Source organism: Algoriphagus halophilus (assembly GCF_900129785.1).
Classification (GTDB): Bacteria; Bacteroidota; Bacteroidia; order Cytophagales; family Cyclobacteriaceae; genus Algoriphagus; species Algoriphagus halophilus.
Genome location: NZ_FSRC01000001.1, coordinates 1767976 through 1792147, shown reverse-complemented (window position 1 = coordinate 1792147; position 24172 = coordinate 1767976). Strand labels below are relative to the sequence as shown.

General features: G+C 38.2%; 22 protein-coding genes. 16 read left to right on the top strand and 6 right to left on the bottom strand.

Annotated features, from left to right (window positions below):
* Window positions 1-78 precede the first annotated feature (78 nt).
* The 4 genes from BUR11_RS07560 (at window position 79) to BUR11_RS07545 (ending at window position 3601) form a co-directional block, all read left to right on the top strand.
* Window positions 79-621: a class I SAM-dependent methyltransferase gene (locus tag BUR11_RS07560; protein ID WP_074225167.1), complete on the top strand. Its 543-nt coding sequence runs from the start codon at window positions 79-81 to the stop codon at window positions 619-621.
* 289 nt (window positions 622-910) lie between these two features.
* Complete coding sequence (gene msrA / locus BUR11_RS07555) at window positions 911-1489, top strand: peptide-methionine (S)-S-oxide reductase MsrA (RefSeq protein ID WP_074224202.1); 579 nt, start codon at window positions 911-913, stop codon at window positions 1487-1489.
* Between the two features lie 24 nt (window positions 1490-1513).
* Window positions 1514-3181: a DUF6909 family protein gene (locus BUR11_RS07550; RefSeq protein WP_074225166.1), complete on the top strand. Its 1668-nt coding sequence runs from the start codon at window positions 1514-1516 to the stop codon at window positions 3179-3181.
* A 72-nt stretch (window positions 3182-3253) separates the two neighbouring features.
* Window positions 3254-3601 (top strand): hypothetical protein, encoded by a 348-nt coding sequence (locus BUR11_RS07545; protein ID WP_074224201.1) that lies wholly within the window; start codon window positions 3254-3256, stop codon window positions 3599-3601.
* A 93-nt stretch (window positions 3602-3694) separates the two neighbouring features.
* Here BUR11_RS07545 and BUR11_RS07540 read toward each other — a convergent pair whose 3' ends face one another.
* From BUR11_RS07540 to BUR11_RS07530, 3 genes are read right to left on the bottom strand one after another with little or no spacing between them, the layout of a single operon-like run.
* Window positions 3695-5149, bottom strand: coding sequence for an amidohydrolase (locus tag BUR11_RS07540; RefSeq protein ID WP_074224200.1), 1455 nt, complete (start codon window positions 5147-5149; stop codon window positions 3695-3697).
* 53 nt (window positions 5150-5202) lie between these two features.
* Window positions 5203-7071, bottom strand: coding sequence for a gamma-glutamyltransferase family protein (locus tag BUR11_RS07535; protein WP_074224198.1), 1869 nt, complete (start codon window positions 7069-7071; stop codon window positions 5203-5205).
* A gap of 23 nt (window positions 7072-7094) precedes the next feature.
* On the bottom strand, window positions 7095-8171 hold the full coding sequence (locus BUR11_RS07530) for a carboxypeptidase-like regulatory domain-containing protein (RefSeq protein WP_074224197.1): 1077 nt from the start codon (window positions 8169-8171) through the stop codon (window positions 7095-7097).
* A gap of 209 nt (window positions 8172-8380) precedes the next feature.
* On the opposite strand from BUR11_RS07530, the gene BUR11_RS07525 reads away from it, so the two are divergent.
* The 3 genes from BUR11_RS07525 (at window position 8381) to BUR11_RS07515 (ending at window position 11124) form a co-directional block, all read left to right on the top strand.
* Window positions 8381-9766, top strand: coding sequence for a DEAD/DEAH box helicase (locus BUR11_RS07525; protein WP_074224196.1), 1386 nt, complete (start codon window positions 8381-8383; stop codon window positions 9764-9766).
* A 74-nt stretch (window positions 9767-9840) separates the two neighbouring features.
* The gene (locus BUR11_RS07520; RefSeq protein WP_074224194.1) at window positions 9841-10662 is read left to right on the top strand and encodes an N-acetylmuramidase domain-containing protein; all 822 of its coding nucleotides are present in this window, start codon (window positions 9841-9843) and stop codon (window positions 10660-10662) included.
* A gap of 15 nt (window positions 10663-10677) precedes the next feature.
* Window positions 10678-11124, top strand: a complete 447-nt coding sequence (locus BUR11_RS07515) for a DUF1572 family protein (protein ID WP_074224193.1) — start codon at window positions 10678-10680, stop codon at window positions 11122-11124.
* Between the two features lie 53 nt (window positions 11125-11177).
* Here BUR11_RS07515 and serA read toward each other — a convergent pair whose 3' ends face one another.
* Complete coding sequence (serA, locus tag BUR11_RS07510; RefSeq protein WP_074224191.1) at window positions 11178-13070, bottom strand: phosphoglycerate dehydrogenase; 1893 nt, start codon at window positions 13068-13070, stop codon at window positions 11178-11180.
* Between the two features lie 226 nt (window positions 13071-13296).
* Here serA and BUR11_RS07505 point away from each other — a divergent pair, with 226 nt between their 5' ends.
* From BUR11_RS07505 to BUR11_RS07495, 3 genes are all read left to right on the top strand, one after another.
* Window positions 13297-13797: a DUF4920 domain-containing protein gene (locus BUR11_RS07505; RefSeq protein WP_074224190.1), complete on the top strand. Its 501-nt coding sequence runs from the start codon at window positions 13297-13299 to the stop codon at window positions 13795-13797.
* A 1-nt stretch (window position 13798) separates the two neighbouring features.
* Complete coding sequence (locus BUR11_RS07500) at window positions 13799-14002, top strand: hypothetical protein (RefSeq protein WP_074224189.1); 204 nt, start codon at window positions 13799-13801, stop codon at window positions 14000-14002.
* Window positions 14003-14083: 81 nt separating this feature from the next.
* A complete protein-coding gene (locus BUR11_RS07495; RefSeq protein ID WP_074224188.1) occupies window positions 14084-14458 on the top strand; it encodes a DUF983 domain-containing protein in 375 nt (124 codons plus the stop codon).
* Here BUR11_RS07495 and BUR11_RS07490 read toward each other — a convergent pair.
* Entirely contained in the window at window positions 14455-15990 is a 1536-nt protein-coding gene (locus BUR11_RS07490; RefSeq protein WP_074224187.1) for a BCCT family transporter, read from the bottom strand. The two genes, BUR11_RS07495 and BUR11_RS07490, sit on opposite strands and share 4 nt — an antisense overlap.
* 266 nt (window positions 15991-16256) lie before the next feature.
* On the opposite strand from BUR11_RS07490, the gene BUR11_RS07485 reads away from it, so the two are divergent.
* From BUR11_RS07485 to BUR11_RS07460, 6 genes are all read left to right on the top strand, one after another.
* On the top strand, window positions 16257-16934 hold the full coding sequence (locus BUR11_RS07485) for a TetR/AcrR family transcriptional regulator (protein WP_074224186.1): 678 nt from the start codon (window positions 16257-16259) through the stop codon (window positions 16932-16934).
* The gene (locus BUR11_RS07480) at window positions 16927-18630 is read left to right on the top strand and encodes a peptidase domain-containing ABC transporter (protein ID WP_074224185.1); all 1704 of its coding nucleotides are present in this window, start codon (window positions 16927-16929) and stop codon (window positions 18628-18630) included. The genes BUR11_RS07485 and BUR11_RS07480 overlap by 8 nt, the downstream gene beginning before the upstream one ends.
* A gap of 6 nt (window positions 18631-18636) precedes the next feature.
* On the top strand, window positions 18637-19998 hold the full coding sequence (locus tag BUR11_RS07475; RefSeq protein ID WP_074224184.1) for an HlyD family secretion protein: 1362 nt from the start codon (window positions 18637-18639) through the stop codon (window positions 19996-19998).
* Window positions 19995-21389 carry a TolC family protein gene (locus tag BUR11_RS07470; protein ID WP_234982121.1) on the top strand — a complete coding sequence of 465 codons (1395 nt, stop codon included), beginning with the start codon at window positions 19995-19997 and terminating at the stop codon, window positions 21387-21389. Before BUR11_RS07475 ends, BUR11_RS07470 begins: the two co-directional genes overlap by 4 nt.
* A gap of 21 nt (window positions 21390-21410) precedes the next feature.
* The gene (locus tag BUR11_RS07465) at window positions 21411-21695 is read left to right on the top strand and encodes a DUF1330 domain-containing protein (RefSeq protein ID WP_074224181.1); all 285 of its coding nucleotides are present in this window, start codon (window positions 21411-21413) and stop codon (window positions 21693-21695) included.
* Between the two features lie 133 nt (window positions 21696-21828).
* Window positions 21829-22476, top strand: a complete 648-nt coding sequence (locus tag BUR11_RS07460; protein WP_143185869.1) for a hypothetical protein — start codon at window positions 21829-21831, stop codon at window positions 22474-22476.
* Between the two features lie 48 nt (window positions 22477-22524).
* Here the strand turns inward: BUR11_RS07460 and BUR11_RS07455 are convergent, their stop codons facing one another.
* Window positions 22525-24159 (bottom strand): UxaA family hydrolase, encoded by a 1635-nt coding sequence (locus tag BUR11_RS07455; protein ID WP_074224178.1) that lies wholly within the window; start codon window positions 24157-24159, stop codon window positions 22525-22527.
* Window positions 24160-24172: the final 13 nt, after the last annotated feature.

Genomic DNA, 24172 nt, shown 5'->3' with positions numbered 1-24172 from the left:
AATTGATCTATAACTTTTTGAGTGAAGACTGAAAAGATAGGGCAAAATCGGGTATCTTCAACCTGTCAAATCAATTATATGAGTAAAACAGATCTTCTATTTGAACTTTACAGCAATTTGAGCACAACTGGTGCGTTGACTTTTAGTTCAAAATCGCTAGTAAACAAAATGCTTTCTTATTCCGATCTTTCAGATGCAAAACTCATTGTTGAAATGGGAGGCGGGGATGGAAGCATTACACAAGGAATTGTTGACCGTTTGGCACCTGATGCTGAATTATTGGTATTTGAAATCAGCACTTCATTTTGTGATGCCATGAAAAAGCAATTTCCTCAGGAAAATGTGAAAATCATCAATGATTCTGCTGAGAATATTCACCTGTATTTAGACGGGAAAAAGGTGGATTATATTTTTTCTTCTTTGCCTTTTAGTTTTATCTCACCTGAAATTAGAGATGAAATTTTAAGACAAAGCAGAAGTGCACTAAGTAGTAGCGGGTATTTTATTCAGATATGTTATTCTTATTTGTTGAAAGGTCTATTCAAAAAGCATTTCAGTTCTGTGAAGTCAAGTTTTACTTTAAAGAATTTGCCTCCGGCATTTGTGATGATTTGTAATTAATAAAAATGGATATCCTGAAGACAGCCCTTTTGGAAATGTGCAGGAAAAAGAAAAGGTCCTTCTTTTACCCAGATTTGATCATTCAGGAAATGTACCCAGAAGACTGGAGACATTTCTACCCAGAGTTAGTTTTGCTTATCGAATCTTTACTTCAGAAAAGTACAATTGAACTAGAAGGTCCACGATCATCGGACTTATATCAGGACATTGTTAACCGGACAATTAAAATAAGATGTTTGGGTAAACCTAAATCCTAAATCATCTGTTCTATTTCAAACAAAAATGAATCATGGATAAGGATTTGAAATTACCGGAAACAGAAGTATCCATCCCAGAAGGTTTGGAATTAATCACCTTAGGTGCAGGTTGCTTTTGGTGTACAGAAGCAGTTTTTCAGCGATTAGAAGGAGTAAAGACGGTGGTGTCTGGATATTCAAATGGCCTCATCGCTCAACCTACTTATGATCAAATCTGTACGGGTACCACAGGGCATGCGGAGGTCGTGCAGGTTTACTTTGATCCTAAAACCATCAGTCTCCATAAGATTTTAGAAGTGTTTTTTGCCACACATGATCCAACTACATTAAATAGACAAGGAGCTGATTCCGGCCCTCAATATCGTTCTGCCATTTATTTTATCAATGAGTCTCAAAAGGCCATTGCCAGTGATCTCAAATCACAATTGAATGAGTCTAATGTTTTTGATACTCCTATTGTGACAGAAATAGCTCCTCTGTTGAGTTTTTATCCTGCTGAAAACTATCATCAGGATTTTTATAACCGAAATGGACATCAGCCCTATTGTCAATTTGTGATCAAGCCCAAAGTGAACAAATTGGAGAAATTCTTTAAGGAAAGTTTGAAATAATATTAAAGTGTAAATATGCTTACAATGAAGCGAACAAGAGCCCAGGAATCTAGATCCGCCATTGAAAAGATGTATATCACCATGAGGCACCTTTTCACGAGAGGTAGTTACAAGCCTATGGGTATTTCCGGTGAGAGTCTTGTCAATGCATTGATGGTACTGAGTCCTGAAATCTATGGAACCATTACAGACACTGAAAAAATAGAATTGGATGGGCTACTTTACGTAATGGAAAGACTTCCAAGGGGAATTGAAGAATGTCGCTACGTTCGCCTAATCAGTAGAGAGGGATATGAAACTTCTCATTTGACTCCAATTGTGCCTCCCAAAAGAAAGAGAAATTGCTATCGATTGGATGATCATGTGATGTATGTGGAAATGACCAGGGGGAGGTCAGATATCTATGATATTTTAACCCACCTGACTTTCTTGTACATTGAGTCGAAAAAAATTCTAAATAACAGCACGGATCCAAAAGGCAAAATCTCCCAAAACTGGATCATGTTGGAAGAATTGGTCAAAAAAGAAGATGCTGGCGAGCCTTTCGAAAAAGAAGCAGCCAGTGCCTATTTGAGCCATTTAATAGGAAGGACCTTCGAGGAGACCAAAAGTGCTGTGGATAAATTTGAAAAATCCTCCAATTCAAATAGTCTATTTAGCATTGTTTACCACATGGGTAGGCTTGCTTTAGAGGAACAGACAAAAAATTTGGACCGAGAGATTTCTTTTTCGGCCACCTTAAGAGAACGCGTAGGACATCATGTCTATGGTGAACTTTGGGCTAGGAGGATAAAGCTTGCTCTGGATGAGCATGAGCTCCTTAAAAGGCCTATTCATGTGATTTCAGCTAATCTTCATTCGGTTCTGAACACCATTTATGGACACCAACTATTAAGCTTAAAGAGCTATGAGGAAATAGAGAAAGTGGTGATGGATATCAGTGTGAATGCCAAATCCAATAAAGGAAAAGCCATTTTTGACTATGCCAAAAAGCATGGTTTCATTGATTTACCAGATGAATCTGGAACCAACATTGGCGTTCAAATTATAGATACGGCATTATTGGAAAAGGATGAATTGATTCCTGGAGTCAAATTACCCAAAGAGGAGGAGAAAAAACCTGTATTTGTGGTCATGGATTATGCTTTTGGAGAGCAGGCTTATGAGTGTTTTGACGAGCTTTTGAAACCATTTAACAAAGGTGAAAAAGCGATTCCTTTGAACGTGGAGTCTACCAGTATCATGGGGAAAGCTGGAATTCTTTACGGAGGAAAAGGTGATTTAATGATTCCCAATTCACATATTTTTGAGGGGACAGCAGACAATTACCCTTTTAAAAATGAATTGAAGAAGTCTGATTTTGAAGGATATGGCCTAGGGGTCTACCAAGGATCTATGATAACCGTGTTGGGTACCTCTCTTCAGAATAGAGATATTTTGACCTACTTCATGAAATCAAGTTGGAGTGCGGTTGGACTGGAAATGGAAGGTGCCCATTATCAAAAAGCCATACAATCTGCCTCTAAAATCAGGAGGAGTATCAAATCGAATGTAAAAGTACTGTATGCCTACTATGCTTCTGACAATCCTTTGGAAACAGGAAGCACCTTAGCTTCCGGAGCTCTTGGAATGGAAGGGGTAAGGCCAACTTATTTGATTACTTATAAGATTTTAGAAAAACTTTTCGGCTAATTCCGAACATAAAATTAACAGTCCTTTGCGATTTCCGTCTTGGATGTATCTCGTAAACTGATCGGATAAGCAATGGGTAAACTCAAAATCTTTCTACTTCTTTTCACTTTTGTTTTTGTTTTTCAAAGTTGTCTTGAAGGCAATGAAAACAGAAAGGAGTTTTACTGGAACCAAACAGGCTGTGCGGATCCATGGCTGGCAATTAATCCAGAGGGTGGTTCCGAAAATCAAATTAGCAAAGACCTGGTCAATTATTTGCAAACTGAGGGAATTAGGAATGCCCGAGTACTCAAGTTTAAATCTGAGGCTCCAACAGCTGTTTGTTTGGCATGTACCTGTACCACAGGAGTTCGTATTTATGTAGAAGTTCCTGCTCAATTCAGCTCAAAAATGATTGATTTAGGTTTTGTAGAAGCATAAAAAAAGGTTGTCTAATACCCTTTGAATTGTCCTATTGAACAGCGTCGAACTATAGGAAAACCAAGGTACTAAATAGACAACCTCTTTTAGATTTTATTGTAAGTTTGAATTAATAGGAGGAGGTCCAGCTGGAATCATTCCTTCATAGACATAATCTCCTAAATGCTCTTTAAAATCCGCTTTTACTGCTTCAACTAGTTCTGGATTTTGGAATAAATCCACCATAGTCATCGATAAAGCTTTAGCAGCATAGGCCATTCCTTTATGCCCTATGGACATTCCTCCCGCTGCAACGACAGCCCAAGAATGCCAAGGAGTTCCATTTGGAGCTGTGGTAGCTGACAATCGAATGGTAGGTACTACATAGCTTACATCCCCAACATCAGTACTTCCACCCATGCTATGTTCAGCAGTTTCTTCCATGGGTTCTATGGTTGATACCAATCCGATTTGGGGTTTACCTGTAGCTTCTTGGATCTTCTTAGCAAATTCCTGCTCTTCTTCTGTATAAGTTATAGGCCCTAAAGTCTCCAAATTCTTTTGGAGGGCAGCGGATCCTGTTCTATTTACCAAGACCTCATGGATCCCAGAGATTAAACTGACCTTGTAATCCACATTTGCCATGATCGCGGCTCCTTCAGCCATTTTCTGGACTTGCTCGTATACTGGCATCAATCCATCACGACTACTGTCCCTTACCCTCACCCAAATTCTGCTGTAATCTGGAACTACATTGACAACCTGACCTGCATCCTGGATATGGTAATGAATCCGTACCGTAGGCTTAATATGTTCCCGGTAATAATTTATTCCAGTGGTATATAATTCCAATGCATCAGAAGCACTTCTTCCATTCCATGGATCGGCAGCCGCATGCGCTGCTTGGCCGGTAAATTCAACTTGGAAATCCACTAATGCCAAGCCCTTTTGAACAGCTGTTTTGGTTTCAGCAGCTGGATGCCAATCCATCACCACATCTACATCTTCAAATAACCCAGCTCTGATCATCCATAATTTGCCAAAGAATTTTTCTTCTGCTGGAGTACCATAGAATCTAACGGTACCCTGTATTTTACCTTCCTCTATCAAATCTTTAATGGCAGCGGCAGCTCCAAGTGAGGCAACTCCAAACAAGTTATGCCCACACCCATGTCCTGGAGCATCTTCATGCAATGGACTCTTATAGGGGACTTTGTTTTGGGAAAGTCCTGGTAAGGCATCAAATTCTCCTAGGATTCCAATAACAGGAGACCCCGAGCCATATTCAGCTACAAATGCGGTAGGAATTTCTGCCACTCCTCTAGTGACTTTGAATCCTAAACTTTCGGCATAATCCGAAAGTGCTCCTGCAGACTGGGTTTCTCTAAATGCGATTTCCTCAAAAGACCAGATTTTATCACTTAAATCTGTAAGATCTACATATCGCTCATCTACAGACTGGATTACCTCTTGTTTTAAGGGATTTGGCTTTGATTTTTTCTGCCCAAAGGCAGGACCTCCTACCAACAGAGCTGGTAGGAGTAAAAGGTTTAAATAGTGTTTTTTCACTGTTTTTAGATGGATTGGTTGATAAGAATTGAAAGGCTATAATGGGGTTACTTTTACCAAGCGATGCCATAATCATCCCCGTAGTCACTGGATCCTCCCCAGAAACTACCATGTTTCCAGTCAAACCAGATGGCATTTAATGGGCCTGAAGTTTTATTCCATAATTCCAGTTTATATCCTTTTCTTGAAAGTTCTTTATTGATCCAGTCTGGGGTGTCTTTTCTCAACACCATAGCTCCTGGTCTTACCTCATGATCTCCGAAAGAGCTTTGCATTTGATACGAGTTGAAATTTGCTGCTTCTGTAGCTTCTTGTACATCCATATCAAACTCTACGATGTTCAAGAAAAGTTGCAATAGATTTTGATCCTGCGAGTCGCCTCCTTGTACTGCGAAGGCCAACATTGGCTTTCCATCTTTCATAGCTAAACTAGGAGTCAGGGTTACTCTTGGTCTCTTTCCAGGTTCAGGTAGATTATATGGGTTCAGGTTTTCATCCAAAACAAAACTCTGCATTCTTTGGGATAGCCCAACTCCTGTATTTCCAGCCACGACCGCAGGAACCCATCCACCACTTGGAGTAACAGAAACTACCCAGCCCTCTGCATCAGCAGTTTCCACAGAAGTGGTACCACTTTGAAAGTCTGCTATAAATTGCTCATCCAAGGTACTATTGAATTGGGAAGGATCAAGTGCGGCAATGGAAGCTTTGTTTTTATTCAAAATATCTAAATAGGGGTTGGTTTCTCCCTGAAAAGGATAAGGATCTCCAGCAGTGATGGTTGGATCATTTACATCTCCGATTAGCTTGGCTCTTTCTTTGGCATACTCCTTTGACAATAATCCTTCCATGGGAGAATCTACAAATGCCGGGTCACCATAATAGAAATCCCTGTCAGCAAACGCCAAATTCATTGCTTGATAAACCGTATGGATGTAATTAGCCGAATTATAACCCATTGACTTCAGGTCAAAGTTTTCCAGAATATTCAACGATTGAAGCAAAGCCGGACCTTGCGTCCATTCCTGCAATTTATATACATCAATTCCCTTGTAATTGACATGAAGAGGTTCTTCAATCTTTACAGTCCAGTTAGCCAAATCTTCCTCGGTAAAAAGTCCACCTTGCTCCCGAGTTCCTCTTACAATTTCTTTGGCAATGTCCCCCTTGTAAAATCGGTCATAGGCAGCATAAATAGCCTCTTTTCTTGATTTTCCTGCAGCTAAAGCTTCTTTTTCAGCTTCAACCAATTTGGAAAGAGTCTGGTATAAATCTTCTTGCACAAAAATCTCTCCTGGGGAAGGAGCTTCTCTTTCTTCTCCTAAATGAGGTAAGAAAATCTTTTTAGAATAGGGCCATCCTTTGATTCTAGCCTTTTGTGCCTCCATCGCATTTGCTGTTTGTGCCTCGATGGGATACCCCTTTGCCAATTCCATGGATGGTTTTAAGATTTGTTCTAAACTCATGGTACCATATTCTGCCAACATGGTCATAATTCCACCGGGAGTTCCTGGTGTCGTAGCAGCCAAAGGACCAAATTGAGGAGGATAATCCATCCCTTGGGATTTATAAAAATCCACTGTTGCTCCGGAAGGAGCATATCCAAGTGCATTGATAGCAATCACTTTCTTTTCAATAGGATGATAGATCAGCGCTTGGGTTTCTCCGCCCCAAGACAAGACGTCCCACATGGTGGAAGTTGCCGCAATCATGGCACATGCTGCATCCACGGCATTTCCTCCTTGTTGGAAAATGCTGGCTCCAGCGGTTGCACCTAATGGTTTACCCGTGATGGCCACCCAGTTTTTCCCATGTAGAATAGGTTTGTTATTGGGTGTAGTGCCTGCTCCTAAACCGGGAAGTCCCTGTCCCTTCACGTTCAAAGCGGTGAAAATCAGGGCAATCAAGTATATTTTTTTCATGAAACAAGGTATATGGTGGTTGATTAATTGGTATCTGTATCATCTAACAATTGCGTCATAATTGGCCTAAATCCGGGGAATTTAGAATTATAATAGGTGAACAATTGAAATAATCCACTGGGTTCTTTCAAGTCAATACTGTTATCATTGGTATAATTCGCCATCTCCTCTGCTTGATCTCCAAACAAGGCAAATATTTTTTTACGTCCTTTTGGGACTTCTATTACATCTTGACCTTTCAAGTAATAGTACACATTCCTTTTAATGATTTGGTCATTTCTATTTCCAACCATCAAAGCTGAATTATAATTAGATTCTTTGAAAACTGCCATCGTTCTTCTCATGAGCGGTAATTCTCCATCCACTAAAACTTCAAAAAAGCCAGCAATTGGAGCACCTTCATCTTTGAAATCCATTCCATTGACAAAATATCGGGGAACTTTATACGTAGAATCCACCCAGACAAAATTTTGGATCCGGAGTCCAGGCATGACGGATACAAGATTATTCTCAGGCTCCATCAATTCAAACATATTGGATACGATATTATAGCGTACCCTAAAGCCTTCCAATACCTGTTGATCCCTGTAGAGCAGGAGGGAAGCGCTATTCCATTTCAAGTCCAAGTAGTTATTCCCTTCCAGTTTTTTGGGTTCAGGAGGAATTCCATACACCATATTCCCTCCAATCATATTGGGGCGGTCATTAAACAGGTTCGTGATATTGTTGGCTCGAATCGTTTTTTGCAGAGCAGCACCTGAACCTTCAGCTCCAAATTTGACCATGTAAAGATCTCCTAAATCCAGATCCTCTTTTAGGTTAAGATTCTGCTCAAATTTGTTATAGCCTGGTAGATTCAAGGCTAAAGTGTATTTATCTCCCACTACCTGGTTGAGCATAAAATTCCCGCCTTTAGTTGAAATCTCTCCAAATGCTGTTCCACGAAGTGTCACACTTACTCCATCTAAAAACTCCTTGGTATCAGCATCCAATATTCTTCCTTTAATCTGAAATGTCTGACCAGTCACAAGGATGATTTGGAAGAAGGACAGGAGTACAAACAAGAGCTTAGGTAACAGCTTAAATAGATAGCTATTCATGATTTATCTTTTTAGAGATTTATTAGAAATATAACTCAAAATGATGTAATGATTCCAGTTTTTCACTGGATACAATTTATATTTTGCGAATTCTGGAAGATTCTAAAGTAAAAAGCCTATTTTGCCTTTATACGTAATATTGGCTTATATTTACATTAATTAAACTGATTGTTTACCAGTTTTTTACACTTTGAAAATCATACCAACCATTGGATTTCTCTTCTTTTAATTTTGAACCTTCCTTGCAGGAGGGTCTAGATGCCATGGGTTTTGAAAACCCGACACCGATACAAGAAAAAGCAATACCTGTTATTTTAGAAAATAAAGACCTGATTGCTTGTGCGCAAACGGGAACAGGAAAAACTGCAGCTTTTATTTTACCTGTGCTTAATAAAATTTCTAAATCAGGTTCAGAAAAGCTTAATACACTTGTATTAGCTCCCACCCGTGAACTTGCAATTCAAATAGACCAACAAATTCAAGGCTTTTCCTATTTCCTTGGAATTAGCTCTATTCCTATTTATGGAGGGGGAGATGGGATTGTTTGGGAGCAGCAAAAGAAAGCTCTGGAAACAGGTGCTGAGATTGTTGTAGCTACGCCTGGTAGGTTAATTGCACTTCTTGCAGGTGGTAAGATGGATTTAAGTTCATTGCAACATCTGATTTTGGATGAGGCAGACCGCATGATGGATATGGGCTTTTCGGATGATATCCTTAAAATAGTCAATTATCTCCCAAAGGACCGGCAGACTATTCTTTTCTCTGCTACTATGCCTTCCAAAATCCGTCAGTTCAGTATGAAAATACTGAAGCAGCCTGAAGAAATTTCTATTGCTTTAGGAAAAACAGCAGAGGGAGTTTCTCAATCCATGTATTCTGTTTATGATACACAAAAAGAGGAACTCGTTAAACATATACTTTCTCAAAAAGCTTTTGAGGCAGTAATCATTTTTGCTTCTACTAAAGAAAAAGTAAAAGGATTGTATAAAGCCTTACGAAAGCATTTTGATGTGGAAGCATTTCATTCTGACTTAGAACAAGTAGATCGGGAGAAGATCATGTCCGCATTTAAAAATAAAGCAGTAAAGATCTTGATCGGAACAGATATTATTTCCCGGGGGATAGACGTAGTTGGAATAGAGTTAGTCATCAACTTTGATACGCCAAGTGATCCAGAGGATTACGTTCACCGGGTAGGAAGAACTGCCAGAGCAGATAAAGAGGGAGAGGCCATCACTTTTGTTAACCCTAAGGATCAGCAAAAATTTGCTAGAATCGAGAAGTTAATTGGGATGTCCATTACTCAAAATCCTTTGCCGGAGGGCTTTGAAAAGGGCCCAGAATATAATGGTGACTCTTTTAAATCCAATAGGAAGTTTGATAAAACAAGTAAACCGACTTTCAAGAAAAAATCCGGTCAAAAAAAGAAATTCCCTCCCCGACAAAAGTCAAACCAGGAATCTGCACAAGATAAATCCCCTTCTGGGCAAAAAGTGGAATCTGCAAAAACCAAAGAACATTCAGGAGCTAAGCCTCCTCAGGAAAAAACGAACAAGGGGAAATTTGGTAATCGAAGAAATGTCATTGATCCCTAAGTTCTTGAATTCAGATTGTATTTCTAAAGTACTTCAGGTAAATTGATATACTTTTTATTTTTAAAAGCACGATCATGCAATCTGTTAAATACAAGTCTAGGGGGACTACAGTGTTATTTTTACAAGAGATTCTTGGAAAACTTGGGTTTCAACTTCCAATAACCGGATATTTTGGTTTACAGACCGATCAAGCTGTCAAAGAGTTTCAATCTAAAAACAACTTGGTAGTGGATGGGAATGTAGGCGTCAAAACTTGGACTTTGTTACTAGCCAAAGCCAATCCAAATCATGCATTTGGGAATAAATTTCTTGGTGAACAGGACTTAATAAATTTTGCAAATCAATACGATTTAGAATTAGGCTGTGTCAAAGCGGTTAATGAGGTAGAAAGTAGTGGAAGAGGCTTTTTGATCAATGGTATGGCTAAAATACTTTTTGAAGGCCATGTTTTTTGGAGACAATTAGAAGCTAGAGGAATAGACCCTTCAGAACTTTCCAATATTGATAATCAGGACATTTTGTATAAAAAATGGACAAAAAAATTCTATTTATCAGGCCCCCGGGAATATGACCGTTTAGAGAAAGCAATCAACTTAGGTGTAGATCCAAGAATTAAGTCTGCGGCTTTTTCTTCTGCTTCCTGGGGAAGTTTCCAAATCATGGGTTATCATGCCACCAAGCTAGGATATCCAAGTGTAGAGGCATTTGTAGATGAAATGCAAATACATGAGCGGAATCACTTAGAGGCCTTTGGAAAATACATAAAGACCTATGGTTGCTTACAATTTCTCAAAGAAAAGAACTGGGCTGGTTTTGCTAAATGCTATAATGGATCAGGGTTTGCGGCAAATAAATACGATATAAAATTGGCAGCTGCCTACGAAAAATATTCTTAACCAAAATCCAATTAAATGTTATTGAATGAATTAATTAAACTTTTTGAACGTGATTTAGATAGACTTTACAAGGAAATAGATGCTTATACTGATGAGAAGGTTTTATGGGAGACCGAAAATCAAATAAGTAATTCGGGAGGGAACCTCTGCCTTCATTTGTTAGGGAACCTTCAGGCTTTTGTAGGACATGAATTGGGCGGTTTCGACTACAAGAGGGACCGTGAGTTTGAATTTGCAGGAAAGGATGTCCCTAAGTCAGAATTATTACATGAAATCACCAAATTGAAACGAATCATGGTGAGTAGTTTAGAAGGGATGGATGAAACCTTGATTAATAAGAATTATCCTATTGAGGTCTTTGGTAGACCCATGACTAACGAATACTTTTTGATCCATCTGTATGGTCATTTCAATTACCATTTGGGCCAGATAAATTACCATAGAAGGATTTTGCAACCCTAAAAAAAAACCCCAAACATACATTCGGGGCTTTTGATTGGTAGTGGTAATAATTTTTAATATAAGGTTCTAAATCGAATCGTTCCTGGAATTGTTTTCAGGGCATCTATCGCATCTGGAGAATAGGCCTTGTCGATATCTGTAATCACATATCCTATTTTCTCATTGGTCTTTAAGTATTGCCCTACGATATTGATCTCATAATTAGCCAACACTTGGTTGATTTTTGCCAATACTCCAGGTTCGTTCATATGGATGTGAATAAGCCTGTGAGCATCCTGTAAAAATGGAAGTTGGATATTTGGGAAATTCACCGAATTATAGGTATTGCCCGTGTTGATGTATTCCATAATTTTCCCGGGAACAAAACGTGCAATATTTTCCTGTGCCTCCAAAGTACTACCTCCAATATGTGGAGTGAGTATGGTATTGGGTAAGCCGATCAATTCAGAAACGAAGGGTTCTGAATTATTTTTAGGTTCTTCAGGGAATACGTCTACAGCACAACCTGCCAAATGACCGGAAAGAATGGCTTCTTTCAAGGCTGCAATTTCTACCACATGACCTCTACTAAGGTTTACAAGGATCGCTCCTTTTTTCATTTTGGCGATTTTCTCCTTGTTGATGATATTTTTATTGCTTTTGCGTCCGTCCACATGCAGGGAAATCATATCACAAGTACTCAATAGCTCATCTAAAGAGTCTAATTTGGTCGCGTTACCCAATGCTAATCTTTCAATTACATCGTAATAAAACACGTTCATCCCCATGCTTTCAGCAAGGACAGAAAGTTGGGCACCAATGTTACCATAGCCAATAATACCCAATTTTTTTCCTCTTATTTCAAAACTTCCACTGGCAGATTTATCCCATTTTCCTTGATGCATAGCAGCGGTTTTGTCCGCAAAATTCCGCATCAAAAAGATGATTTCTGCAATGGCCATTTCTACAACGGATCTGGTATTGCTAAAAGGGGCATTGAATACAGCAATCCCTTTTTCCTGACAGGTTTCCAGATCAATTTGGTTGGTGCCAATACAGAAAGCACCAATAGCGATCAATCGATTGGCATTCTCTAACACCTTCTTAGTGATGTTGGTTTTAGATCGAATGCCTATGATGGATACATTCTTGATTTTTTCGCAGAGCTCATCTTCGCTCAAGGCAGAACTGATAACTTCTACATCATAGCCTTCTTCTTTCAAAAGATCCACACCGATTGGGTGAACATTTTCCAGAAGGAGCACTTTGATCCTACTTTTTGGGTATGAAAACTTCGTGTTCAATTTATTGATATAAAGGATTTCATCTAAACTTGGTGCAATATGATCCGCCTGGCTGGTTACTTTTGGCCGGGAAACATTTTCTGTAAAGGCATAAAACTTATTTGCCAGTCCAGAAGCTTTGATTTCGTAATCCGTATAGCCATCGCCAATCACGTAGATATCACCTTCTAAATTAATTCTTTTGATGGTTTCTGCCTTTCCTTTATTAGAAGAAAGAGGATTTTCCCGATTGAAATCAATGATATTTCCAGAATCGTCATAGACAAATTCATTGGCAAATACATTTTCCTTCTTAATGCCATAATCCCCTACGATAGGGATGATAAAATCTTTGAATCCATTGGAGATAATAAAAATATCTTCCGCATTTTCTTGAAGAAACTCTTTATTCCTTTCAAATGATTTGGACACTTTTTTCTTTAAAGCATCAATCAGATCATCTATCTGGGATTGTGTTGCATTTAAGATTTCAAGTCGCTGAATCAGACTATCACGAAAGGTCAAGGAACCATCCATTCCTTTGTCCGTGATATCTTTAATGGCTTGAAGTTTACGATCTCTTTCTGGATCATTTTCCAGGCTTATCTCACCTAGAATATCCAACGCTTCCACTTGCGTGAAAGTACTGTCAAAATCAATGATAAATTTTTTGGTTTGAGGCATGAGCAGGGTCGATTTTTGAATCAGGCAGTAAAATTACAGTATTGTTAAAATTTTAGAAGCTTTATTGGAAAAATTGTTTCTATAAGTTTCACTTATAAATAGTATGGCAATAATTTTTAATTACAAAAGGCTATTTGGAGAGGGGTAAAATCATTGAAATCATCATTTAATTCTTTTTCGCTAGCACTGAATCCTTTATTTTTGATCAATTCAAAATCTTGATGTTATGAAAATACCTGTTGCCATAATTGCCATTTTAGCCATATGTGTTGGATTTTCTTGTTCCTCACCATCAGCTGATCGATCTGAATTGACTCCAGAGGATACAGTAGCAGGAACCTATGGAGCAGAAGTATTGGAAAACAATATTACCAGTGCTGCTGATATGGTTGAAATTGTCGAAAAGGAAGGAACATTTGAAGGGAAAATCGCAGGAGAAATAACTGAAGTCTGTAGTGAAAAGGGCTGTTGGCTTAAAATGGATTTGCCAAATGGAAACAGTATGAGAGTAACCTTCAAGAATTATGAGTTTTTTGTTCCTAAAAATTCACAGGGATTTCCCATGATCTTGGAGGGAGTGGCAACACTTACAGAAACCAGTGTGAAGACTTTACAGCATTACGCAAAAGATGCAGGCAAGTCAGAAGAAGAAATAGCTAAAATAACTGAGCCAAAATTGGAGATTTCCTTTGAGGCTGTTGGGGTAAAAATTAAAGATAAAGCCTAAGATGGCAATAGCATTAGACAATCTACGAGTAGGTAGGGTATATAAAATGGTCAATTTAGGAGAAGTAAGAAAACTCGAGATTATTGATCGATTGAGTGATCAAAACTTCAAAGTAAAGGATCTGGATACCTTGGAATACTATACCATATTTGAATTACTCCAGTGGGGAAAAGGAAAAGATTATGACCTGGATGAGCTCCGGTAATCCTTCCCTCCAGTTTCAATATGTGATTTTCAACACAGATATTTTTTAGACGAAGGGGTACCTTTAATCAAAATTAATAACATGAGTAATAAAAGTGGTTTTCAGGCAATGCTTGGAGCAAAATGTCCTCAATGTAGAACTGGGAATATTTTTCCAGTTTCTCCATTTAGTTTCAGGAAGCTTTCCGCCATCCATCATACTTGCCCCCATTGTCAAGCTAATCTCAATCCAGAACCAGATTTCTACTACGGAGCAATGTATATCAGTTATGCATTTTCGGTAGCCTTGGTAATAACCGCACTTACAGCTATCAATGTACTTGTAGAGGAACCAGAATTATGGATGTATCTCACGACAGTGGTGATTGGGAACCTGTTACTATTTCCAGCGATGCTGCGCTATTCCAAAGTATTATACCTCTATGGTATGGGAAAATTAAAATACAAAGGAGATTAATCCCGGAGGTATTTTTTTGGATCTATCACCAATAGTAAAAGGCTTACCGTAACGATCAACAAGAAAAAAAGTGCAGGTACACCTGCGATAACAGATAAGATCCTGACACCATCTATGCCTGAGAATAAAATCATGATCCAGGCAAGAAATGCGATCAATGTGCCCCAAATGATTTTTAAGTTGGTGTCAGACTGGAATGGATCCTCACTGATTTTTTTCATGCTTAAGCTGGCCAAAGCATCCGTGCTGGAATCTGCTGCGGTAACGTAAGAAATGAAAATAGCTAAAATAAACAGGTAGGAAAACAGCTTAAAATAGCCCAGATCCTCAAAAACCTGGTATATAATAGATTCAGGACCTGATGTTTGAAAGAGGTTTTGATAAAATTCAGGATGGAGTATCGCCAAATCCAATGTTGTTCCTCCAAAAACACCCATCCATATCAAACAAAAAAGAGCCGGAAGGAACCAATTAAAGAGTAAAAATTCTCTAATAGTTCGTCCATACGCGATTTTACCTAGAAAAACAGCGGTAACTGGGGCCCAAGCCATCCACATGGCAAAATTGAAAACAGACCAATCATAGGTCCAAGTAGATCCTGCTCCATTCCATTGAAGACTCAAGTCCAAAAAATTCTTGCCATATTCTATAAATCCGATTTTTATGGAACTCAATATTTTTCCTCCTTCACCGAGTAAAACAAAGAGTATTGCAATTAAGATAAAGAAAAACAGGTTGATCAAGGAAAGGTTTTTGATTCCTCTTTCAATCCCTGTAGAAGAGGAGATTACAAATGTCAATAATATTACCAGCGTAATTACCCCAGACAAAACCCCCATATTCCAATCAGGAAATAGTTTGAGAAACCCTCCGGATAAGCTTAAGATTCCTGCTCCTAAAGCTCCAGCCATTCCAGTAACCAAAGAAAACAAGCTAATTCCATCAATGATATTTTCCATCCGTTTGTTTAGGTTTGACCCTAGTAATGGCTTTGCAGCTAAACTGATGGAGGGTTTGTTTCTATCCTGATAAAAGAATACACTAAAGGTCAAGGCCGGGACAATGTATATGGCATACGGTGTAAATCCCCAATGAAAGAATAATGCACCAAGAGAAAAGTCTGCTGCTTCAACCGACTTGCTGTTCAGGTTTTTAAATTCTGGAGGGAATAAAAAGTGGGATAATGGTTCAGCGCTTCCCCAAAACAAAATCCCTACAGCTATGGTAGTACATAAAACGATGGCAAACCAACTTAATCTAGGTAATCTCGGCTGTGCATGCTTTCCACCAATTCTTACTTTGCCAATGGGAGAAAAGAAGGTAATTAGGACGATAATCGTCATAGCAAAGGAAACCCAGCTAAATCCTAAACTAAAATTAGTCAATAAGACTTTCTGAATCTGTTCAATAGAGGTAATGAAGAAATCAGGAAAAAGAATACTGAATAAAACTGCAAGGATCAGTAATATGAAGGAAGGCCAAAACACCCAAAAACGGATGTTAAATTGAAAAAAATGGTTCGCTTTCTTCATAGACTCTTAAGGTAGTAGATTTTCAATAAAAATGTTTTTACACGAGAGGATAATCAAGGTTAAGGTATAAGAAGATTTTTTTTAGCCCTTGTTTTATGTCTTAATTAAAAATTGAAATAAAATATATTATTCTATTGATATTAAGCGATTTATAATTTTAATAAAAAACTAAATAAAATTTTTTTGTGAATATTACTAACAAGAATAGATGTTTTACTAAACATTCATTAGCGATCATCCGTTATTCCACTTTATAAACAAGGAAAATGGAAAACATTTTACGAAAATTAAAAGTAGAGGTAAACGAAAATTTATTCGTGAAGGACCCCTATAGTTCGGAGTTAGGTAATGCCATTTTACAAGTAGGTTCCAAACTTATGCTAGAGCTGGGTATGGAGGATTTTACATTTAAAAAATTAGCTACAGAAATCGGGGTATCAGAACCCGCGATCTATCGGTACTTTGAAAACAAGCATAATTTTTTATTGTATTTGACCGCTTGGCATTGGGCATGGACCGAACATAATTTAGTTTATGTAACAGCCAACTTGAAGGATCCGAAAGAACGCCTAGAAATTGCGATTAAATTGTTGGTAGAGGGTCCTATGTTCGTAGAAAATGAATTTTTGAATCCTATTGAAATTCGAAAAATTGTTACAAACGAATCTCTCAAAGGGTATTTAACTAAAAGTGTGGATTCAGAACATGAAAATGGAATCTATGCTCAATTGTATACTCTAGGGGATCGAATCGCACAAATTATTAGAGAAATCAATCCTGCCTACAAATTTCCTATAACTTTGGTTAATATCGTTATGGAAGCTAGCCTCCTTCAATCTTTCCATGCAAAACATCTTCCAGGAATGACAGAATCAAATTTAGATAAAGAGGGAAGATTTCAATTCTTTCATCATTTGGTAGCAAAAACCATTATTCATGAATAGCACAGGATCTATGACTCCCCTGAAGAGATTTTTTAGTCTTCTTCAAGAAGAAAAGAATCAGGTCTACGGGATCTACTTTTACGCCATTTTGAATGGTATAGTGGCTTTATCACTTCCTTTAGGAATTCAAGCTATTTTGAATTTCATATTAGGAGGAAGGATCACCACTTCATGGATACTATTGGTAATTGTGGTAGCCATTGGAGTTGCTTTCGGCGGATTTTTACAAATCTCTCAACTACAAATAACGGAAAAACTTCAACAGCGAATTTTTTCCAAATCAGGACTTTCTTTGGCCTACAGGCTACCAAGGGTAAAGACTGAAGTGCTTCATGGAGAATATGGCCCTGAAATAGTCAATCGTTTTTTTGATACAGTAAACCTACAGAAGGGGATTTCAAAATTGTTGGTTGACTTTACGACGGCGGTATTGCAAATGATATTTGGACTCTTACTATTGTCTTTTTATCATCCCACCTTCATTCTTTTTGGTGTCATTTTATTAGGGATTCTTGTATTGATTTTCTATTTCACCAGTCCCAAAGGTATGGCTACAGCACTGAAGGAATCTTCCTATAAATATCAAACTGCCTTCTGGCTTCAAGAAATAGGAAGAACACTCAACACCTTTAAATTAACTGGTAATACAAGACTCCCAATTTTGAGAGCAGACAAGCTGATTCAAAAGTATGTGGATTTTAGAACCAAGCATTTTTCGGTGTTGATACTTCAATACAAAATCATGATTGGCTTCAAAGTGCTCATAATTGCCAGTTTATTGGTGGCTGGGAGTCTTTTATTGATCAATGAACAAATAAGTATCGGTCAATTTGTTGCAGCTGAAGTCATCATCATCTTAGTTGTCAATTCTGTAGAAAAAGTGATTCTTTCTCTTGAGACAGTTTATGACACCCTTGTAGCTGTAGAAAAGCTGGGTGTCGTGATGGATTTGGATTTAGAACGTAGTGAAGGATCGGATAAACTGGTAGTATCCAAACCAGAAGGTTTGAAGTTTGGGATGGAACATGTGGTATTTCAACCTTATGATGCCATAAAGCCCATTATTAATGATGTTTCTTTGACCATTAACCCTGGGAAGAAAATCGCAATCACTGGTAGAAGTGGAAGTGGAAAAAGTGCGCTATTAGCTTTGCTGAATGGTTTGTACGAAGAATATCAAGGAACGGTAATGATTAATGACCTTTCTATGGATATGATTCAATTGGATAAATTCAGGGCAATGATTGGTGATTGCCTTCAATTTGGAGAATTGTTTCATGGGACTATCAAAGAAAATATCTTGGTTGGAAGGGATGTAGATCCCACACAATTTGAAGAAATCATCGAATTGGTAGGTCTCAAAGAATACATCTATCAATTACCAGATGACCTGAACACCGAATTGCTACCTGAGGGAAGAGGACTATCAAGGTCTGTGGCCCAAAGTATTTTGATCGCAAGAAGTTTGGTAGGGAGTCCTAAGGCAATTATTATGGAAAATGCCCTTCGATATGTTAATCCTGAAATCAAACCAAGAATTGTAGATTATTTAATGTCAGGAAGTTGGACTTTATTAATGGTGACTGAGGATCCTTATATTTTACAGAAATTGGATGAGATAATTATTTTGGATTCCGGGAAAATCTTAAAACAGGGATCCTATGAAGATTATATACAATACACGAGAAATAATTAAACTATTATGCTGAATATTTCCAGCAGTAAAATCAAAGATCGGATTCCTTTTAGCGGTGCTAAAAGTTTGATTATGACTTTACCAGAAAAGCAAAGTCAAAAGAGAATACGCTTACTAGCGTGGTTGATTGCTGTCGTATTTATATCTCTATTTCTTCCCTGGACTCAAAGTATTCGATCCAAAGGATATGTTACCGCTTTAAGACCAGAACAGAGAGCACAAACCATCCATTCCATCATTGCAGGTAGAATTGAAAAGTGGTATGTGACGGAAGGGGCATTTGTAAGCAGGGGAGATACCATTCTGAGAATTTCTGAGATAAAAGACGAATATTTTGATTCCTTGCTTTTACCGAGAACTCAGATGCAAGTAGATGCAAAGACTCTTTCTGCAGAAGCTTATAAAGAAAAGGTTGGTGCTCTACAAGCTCAATTGCAAGCATTGCAAGAAAATAATGTGCTGAAAATTCAGCAAGCGGAGAATAAGCTCAAAATGGCGGAGTTGAAAGTTCAATCAGACAGTATCAAGTTCCAGCAAGCGAAAGTGAATTTTGATATTGGAAAGAAACAGTTGGATAGAGCAGAGCAATTGTATGCAGAGGGTTTGAGGTCTTTAACTGATTTGGAATCAAGACGATTGAAATTTCAAGACGTGCAAGCCAAATTACTTTCTGTAGAAAATGACTATTTAATTAGCCAAAATGAGATGATATCAGCTAAAATTGAGCTGAATACCATTGATAATGAGTTTAGAGATAAAATAGCAAAAACACGATCTGAGATTTACACGGCTATGTCCTCACAATATGATGCGGAGGCTACTACTACAAAATTAGAGAACCAATATTCTAATTATGAGGCAAGAACTGGGTTTCGATATATTCTAGCTCCTCAGAATGGTTACCTGGCGAAGGCAATTCAAGTCGGAATAGGTGAAACAATAAAAGAAGGGGATCAAATTTTAAACATTATTCCCTCTGATGCTGAATTAGCTGTAGAAATGTATGTACAGCCTGTAGACTTGCCATTGATTAAAGTAGGAAATAAGGTTCGATTTATTTTCGATGGTTGGCCTGCTATTGTATTTTCAGGTTGGCCTAGAATCTCTAATGGTACTTTTGGAGGCGTAGTAGTAGCAATGGACCAATATGCCGGAACAAATAATCAATACAGAGTTTTGGTAGCTCAGGATCCTGAAGAAGAACCTTGGCCAGAAATGTTAAGAATAGGGTCTGGTGCCGATGGAATTGCTCTACTCAATGATGTGCCAGTCTGGTATGAACTCTGGAGGCAATTAAATGGATTCCCTGCTGATTATTATACAAGAGACGAAAAAGAAGCAGTAGCTTCAGAAGGAAAGAAGAAATGATGAGAGTTATACTTTTCACCTTCCTTTTCAGTAGTTGTTTTTTCCGTGCTTATTCGCAAGCCACGGATACTTTAAACTATGAGTCCTTTTTAGCCTGGGTAATTGAATACCATCCAATAGCTACTCAGGCTGAACTTCAATTACTCATGGGTGATATGGAGGTCAGGTCAGCTAGAGGAGGATTTGATCCATTGGTATATGGAAATTTAGATAAGAAGTCATACAGTGAAACTTTATACTACAATAAGCAAGAAGCTGGAATCAGTATTCCCACTTGGGCTGGAATTGAATTAAATGGTTCTTTTGAAAGGAACAATGGGAAATATTTAAACCCTGAGTATACTGTGCCTTCTGATGGGTTATTTGCGGCAGGGGCTTCCATAAATCTGGGTCAGGGTTTAATTTTGGATCAAAGAAGGGCTACGTTAAGACAAGCTCAGATTTACCAGGAATCCACAGAGTCCCAAAAGCAAAAATTACTCAATAACCTTTACCTTCAAGCGACTGACATGTATTGGAGGTGGTCTTTGGCTCAAACTAACCTAGAAGTTTTAAAGGAAGGCGTCGAACTTGCTGAAGTTCGATATGAAGCAGTAAAATCAAGTTTTAAATATGGTGACCTGCCAGCAATTGATACCGTAGAAGCATTTTCTCAAGTTCTGAATAGGCAATATAAATTGCAGGAAGCAGAAAACACGTTGTTTTCTGTTACCCAAGAGTTAAACACCTATTTATGGGATGAGGAAGGCAATCCTATCAATTTAAATGAAGGGATTGTACCTGAACCTTTGGAAACAACTAATCTAGGAGTGTTGAATGTAGAAGAGCTCAGGACCTTTGTAGCCAATCACCCTGAACTGCAATTAGTAGACTTTGAACTAGCCAGTTTGGATGTAGAAAAAAGGTTAAAAGCTCAACAGATTATTCCTGTGGTCAAATTGAAATATAATTTTCTTACCGAAAATCTAAATGATTTTGAAGGAGCGGGCTTTTTTGAAAATAATTATAAATGGGGACTTTCCGTTTATACGCCTTTACTTTGGAGAAAGTCTAGAGGAGCGGTGGGTTTGGCAAAGGCAAAGATTTATTCAAAGGAAAACTCTAGGGATTTAAAAGAAATCCAGCTGAGAACCAAACTAGAAAGTGAAATAAATAATTTTTCTAATTTGAACCGGCAAATCGCGACTTATCAGCAAAATGTAATCAATTTGGAAACCTTACTTCAAGGAGAAATGAGACGTTTTGAAATAGGGGAGAGTAGTTTATTTTTAGTGAATGCCAGAGAAGTATCTGTGTTTAATTCTATTTTGACCTTAAATGAATTGATCAGTAAAAGAAAAATAGCCTATGCGAAAACAAGATACGCAGCTGGCTTGGGATTTGAATTATAACTAGTTGATAATTAAAATGATATGGCGGCTTTTGTTTTAGTGGAAGTAGATATACACGATCCTGAAAAATATGAAGAGTATAAAAAATTGACCCCGGAATCAGTCAAAGAGTTTGGAGGGAAATTCGTGATAAGAGGTAATCCAATTCATGTATTAGAAGGTAAGTGGAACCATGACCGTTTTGTGATGTTGGAGTTTAAAGACAAGGAAACTGCAGAAAAATGGTACTATTCTGAGAAGTACACTAAAGCCAGAAAAATTAGAGAAAATGCTGCTTCAGCAAACTTTTTTATTGTAGAAACGTAATGTTTGGCATTTTTATTGGTGTGAAATACATATTATTATTCATTATCTAAAATTTATACAATTTTCACCCAAATTTTAGCTAATAAATTTTGATACTTAAATATGTTATTACCCACTACCAATTCTTAAAAATATGAAAAAATCAATGTGGTCTAGATTAGGCCTAATGAGCCTTGCAGGCTCCATGTTCGTAAGTGCTTGTACTTCTATAGATGAGCCAGCTTTAGTTCAACCAGCTTCCCAAACGGAAGTGTTGACATCCCAAGAAACCCTAACGGATGGAAATGCTAGAAAAACAGCAGAAAGAAATTACTTTGAAAGGTTTACTAACCAACTTATCTCTGTAGATGAAAATGGAGATTTCACTTCCGCTATTCCCGCCTATTTTCCAGGAACTGGGGTAGGTAACTCCAGCCATATGGGTAAGGCCTACACGTTTTTAAATCAATATGCCTCTTTTGGTGCAGCTGGTTTGCAAACAGTAGGAGCTCCAGTTACTCAGTTTTATGCTGAACAATTGGAAGCAATGGGGATTTTTGTGGACAATGACGAAGTGAGCTCCATCACTACTGATGGAAAAGGAAACTCCGTATGGTTTAAAAACATCAATAATGTGGTAACTCCAATTAGTGGAGAAAGAAGTGAATTTATAGCTGAAGTAGAGATTATTGGCGGTACAGGTAAATTCGAAGGTGCTACTGGAGAAGGTACTGTAGTAGGAAATTTCAACCCTAATACTGGTGCAGGTTCAAGTACCATTCAAGGTAGAATAGCATATTAATCACCCTTAGTTTGTTTAAAAGGGCGGCCACATGGCCGCCCTTTTTGTTTATAAAGAAACCCCTCTTTTCCAGGGGATAAAATCGTAGTTTTTCTTTTGTTCTGCTTTGGTTTTGATCCTACCTGAAGCTACTTCAATAATCAAATCCAACAGCTTCTCCCCACAGCTTTCAATGGATTCCGCTCCAGAAATTATTCCACCAGTATTAAAATCAATGATATCCGGCATTCTAGCGGTCAGTTTATCATTGGTGGCCACTTTGATTACTGGACAAACTGGATTTCCTGTTGGGGTTCCCAAACCCGTTGAGAATAGGATAATGTTGGCTCCACTTCCAGCCAAGCCAGTAGTACTTTCAACATCATTGCCTGGTGTACATAATAGATTCAAACCAGGAACTTTGACATATTCTGTATAATCCAATACATCAGAAACTGGTGCTGTTCCACCTTTTTTAGCGGCTCCACAAGATTTGATGGCATCAGTCAGCAAACCATCTTTGATGTTTCCTGGACTTGGATTCATATCAAATCCGCTACCGACGCGTTCGGCAGCATTGGCATACTCATCCATTAACCTGATGAATTTTTCTGCAACAGTAGGATTTACACATCGATCGATGATAGGTTGTTCAGCCCCACATAACTCCGGAAATTCTGATAAAATTGCCGAACCTCCTGAAGCCACCACCAAATCTGAAACACGTCCTAAGGTAGGGTTGGCAGATATTCCAGAAAAGCCATCTGAACCGCCACATTCTAATCCAATGACCAATTTTGAAATAGGGGCAGGAGTTCTCTCGATTTTGTTGGCTTCGATCAAGCCTTTAAATGTTTCATTGACTGCTTTCTGAAGCAATTGATCTGTAGTTCCTTCGGTCTGTTGCTCGCAAATCACCAATGGTTTCTGAGCCCCCTTTTGAATGTTGTTCAATCGATCCTGAAGGATAGCTACTTGGGCATGTTGGCACCCTAAACTCAAAATTGTAGCACCCGCTACATTTGGGTGGTTGAGATATCCAGCCAGCAAGGCACAAAGTGTGTCAGAATCTCCTCTGGTTCCACCACAGCCCCCGTCATGAGTTAAAAAGCGGATGCCATCGATGTTTTCAAAAACCTTAGAATTGGTATCAATTTTTGGTTCCGCAAGCGATTCCGTAAATTTTTCATTTTGATAAGCTGCAACCAGGTTTCTTACTTGGTTTTCATAGGGGTTGATCACGGCAAAACCCAAGGCTTTTTCAAAGGCATCCTGCAGTAATTTCACATTGGTATTTTCACAAAACACCATCGGTAGAACAAGCCAATAATTAGCTGTACCTACTTGACCATCAGATCTTTGATACCCTAAAAACGTCTTCCCTTTAATATTTTCTATGTTTGGCTTATTCCAATTATAAGTGGCTCCTTCATCCTGGAATTCACGAATTTTATGTTTAATATTATCCAAGGTAATCGCTTCTCCTACTTGTATGGGCTTTGTTGTTTCCCCCACAATGGTTCCATACATGAATACCTCTTCCCCCGAATCAAATTCCTTTAAAGCAAATTTATGTTTTGCAGCTACTTCGCTGATAATGTTTCCCTTATACCCGTTTAGATCAAATGTGTCACCTATTTTCAAGTCGGTTAATGCCACTCCAACATTATCCGTAGGGTCTAAACAAAGTGCTTTGTTTATCATATTTTTATTTCAT

Coding starts and splice junctions, on each gene's coding strand:
- msrA (WP_074224202.1), top strand. CDS start 911: ATGGATAAGGATTTGAAATTACCGGAAACAGAAGTATCCATCCCAGAA.
- BUR11_RS07520 (WP_074224194.1), top strand. CDS start 9,841: ATGCAATCTGTTAAATACAAGTCTAGGGGGACTACAGTGTTATTTTTA.
- BUR11_RS07465 (WP_074224181.1), top strand. CDS start 21,411: ATGGCGGCTTTTGTTTTAGTGGAAGTAGATATACACGATCCTGAAAAA.
- BUR11_RS07515 (WP_074224193.1), top strand. CDS start 10,678: ATGTTATTGAATGAATTAATTAAACTTTTTGAACGTGATTTAGATAGA.
- BUR11_RS07495 (WP_074224188.1), top strand. CDS start 14,084: ATGAGTAATAAAAGTGGTTTTCAGGCAATGCTTGGAGCAAAATGTCCT.
- BUR11_RS07460 (WP_143185869.1), top strand. CDS start 21,829: ATGAAAAAATCAATGTGGTCTAGATTAGGCCTAATGAGCCTTGCAGGC.
- BUR11_RS07560 (WP_074225167.1), top strand. CDS start 79: ATGAGTAAAACAGATCTTCTATTTGAACTTTACAGCAATTTGAGCACA.
- BUR11_RS07480 (WP_074224185.1), top strand. CDS start 16,927: ATGAATAGCACAGGATCTATGACTCCCCTGAAGAGATTTTTTAGTCTT.
- BUR11_RS07550 (WP_074225166.1), top strand. CDS start 1,514: ATGAAGCGAACAAGAGCCCAGGAATCTAGATCCGCCATTGAAAAGATG.
- BUR11_RS07545 (WP_074224201.1), top strand. CDS start 3,254: ATGGGTAAACTCAAAATCTTTCTACTTCTTTTCACTTTTGTTTTTGTT.
- BUR11_RS07485 (WP_074224186.1), top strand. CDS start 16,257: ATGGAAAACATTTTACGAAAATTAAAAGTAGAGGTAAACGAAAATTTA.
- BUR11_RS07530 (WP_074224197.1), bottom strand. CDS start 8,171: ATGAATAGCTATCTATTTAAGCTGTTACCTAAGCTCTTGTTTGTACTC.
- BUR11_RS07505 (WP_074224190.1), top strand. CDS start 13,297: ATGAAAATACCTGTTGCCATAATTGCCATTTTAGCCATATGTGTTGGA.
- BUR11_RS07535 (WP_074224198.1), bottom strand. CDS start 7,071: ATGAAAAAAATATACTTGATTGCCCTGATTTTCACCGCTTTGAACGTG.
- BUR11_RS07455 (WP_074224178.1), bottom strand. CDS start 24,159: ATGATAAACAAAGCACTTTGTTTAGACCCTACGGATAATGTTGGAGTG.
- BUR11_RS07475 (WP_074224184.1), top strand. CDS start 18,637: ATGCTGAATATTTCCAGCAGTAAAATCAAAGATCGGATTCCTTTTAGC.
- serA (WP_074224191.1), bottom strand. CDS start 13,070: ATGCCTCAAACCAAAAAATTTATCATTGATTTTGACAGTACTTTCACG.
- BUR11_RS07500 (WP_074224189.1), top strand. CDS start 13,799: ATGGCAATAGCATTAGACAATCTACGAGTAGGTAGGGTATATAAAATG.
- BUR11_RS07490 (WP_074224187.1), bottom strand. CDS start 15,990: ATGAAGAAAGCGAACCATTTTTTTCAATTTAACATCCGTTTTTGGGTG.
- BUR11_RS07470 (WP_234982121.1), top strand. CDS start 19,995: ATGATGAGAGTTATACTTTTCACCTTCCTTTTCAGTAGTTGTTTTTTC.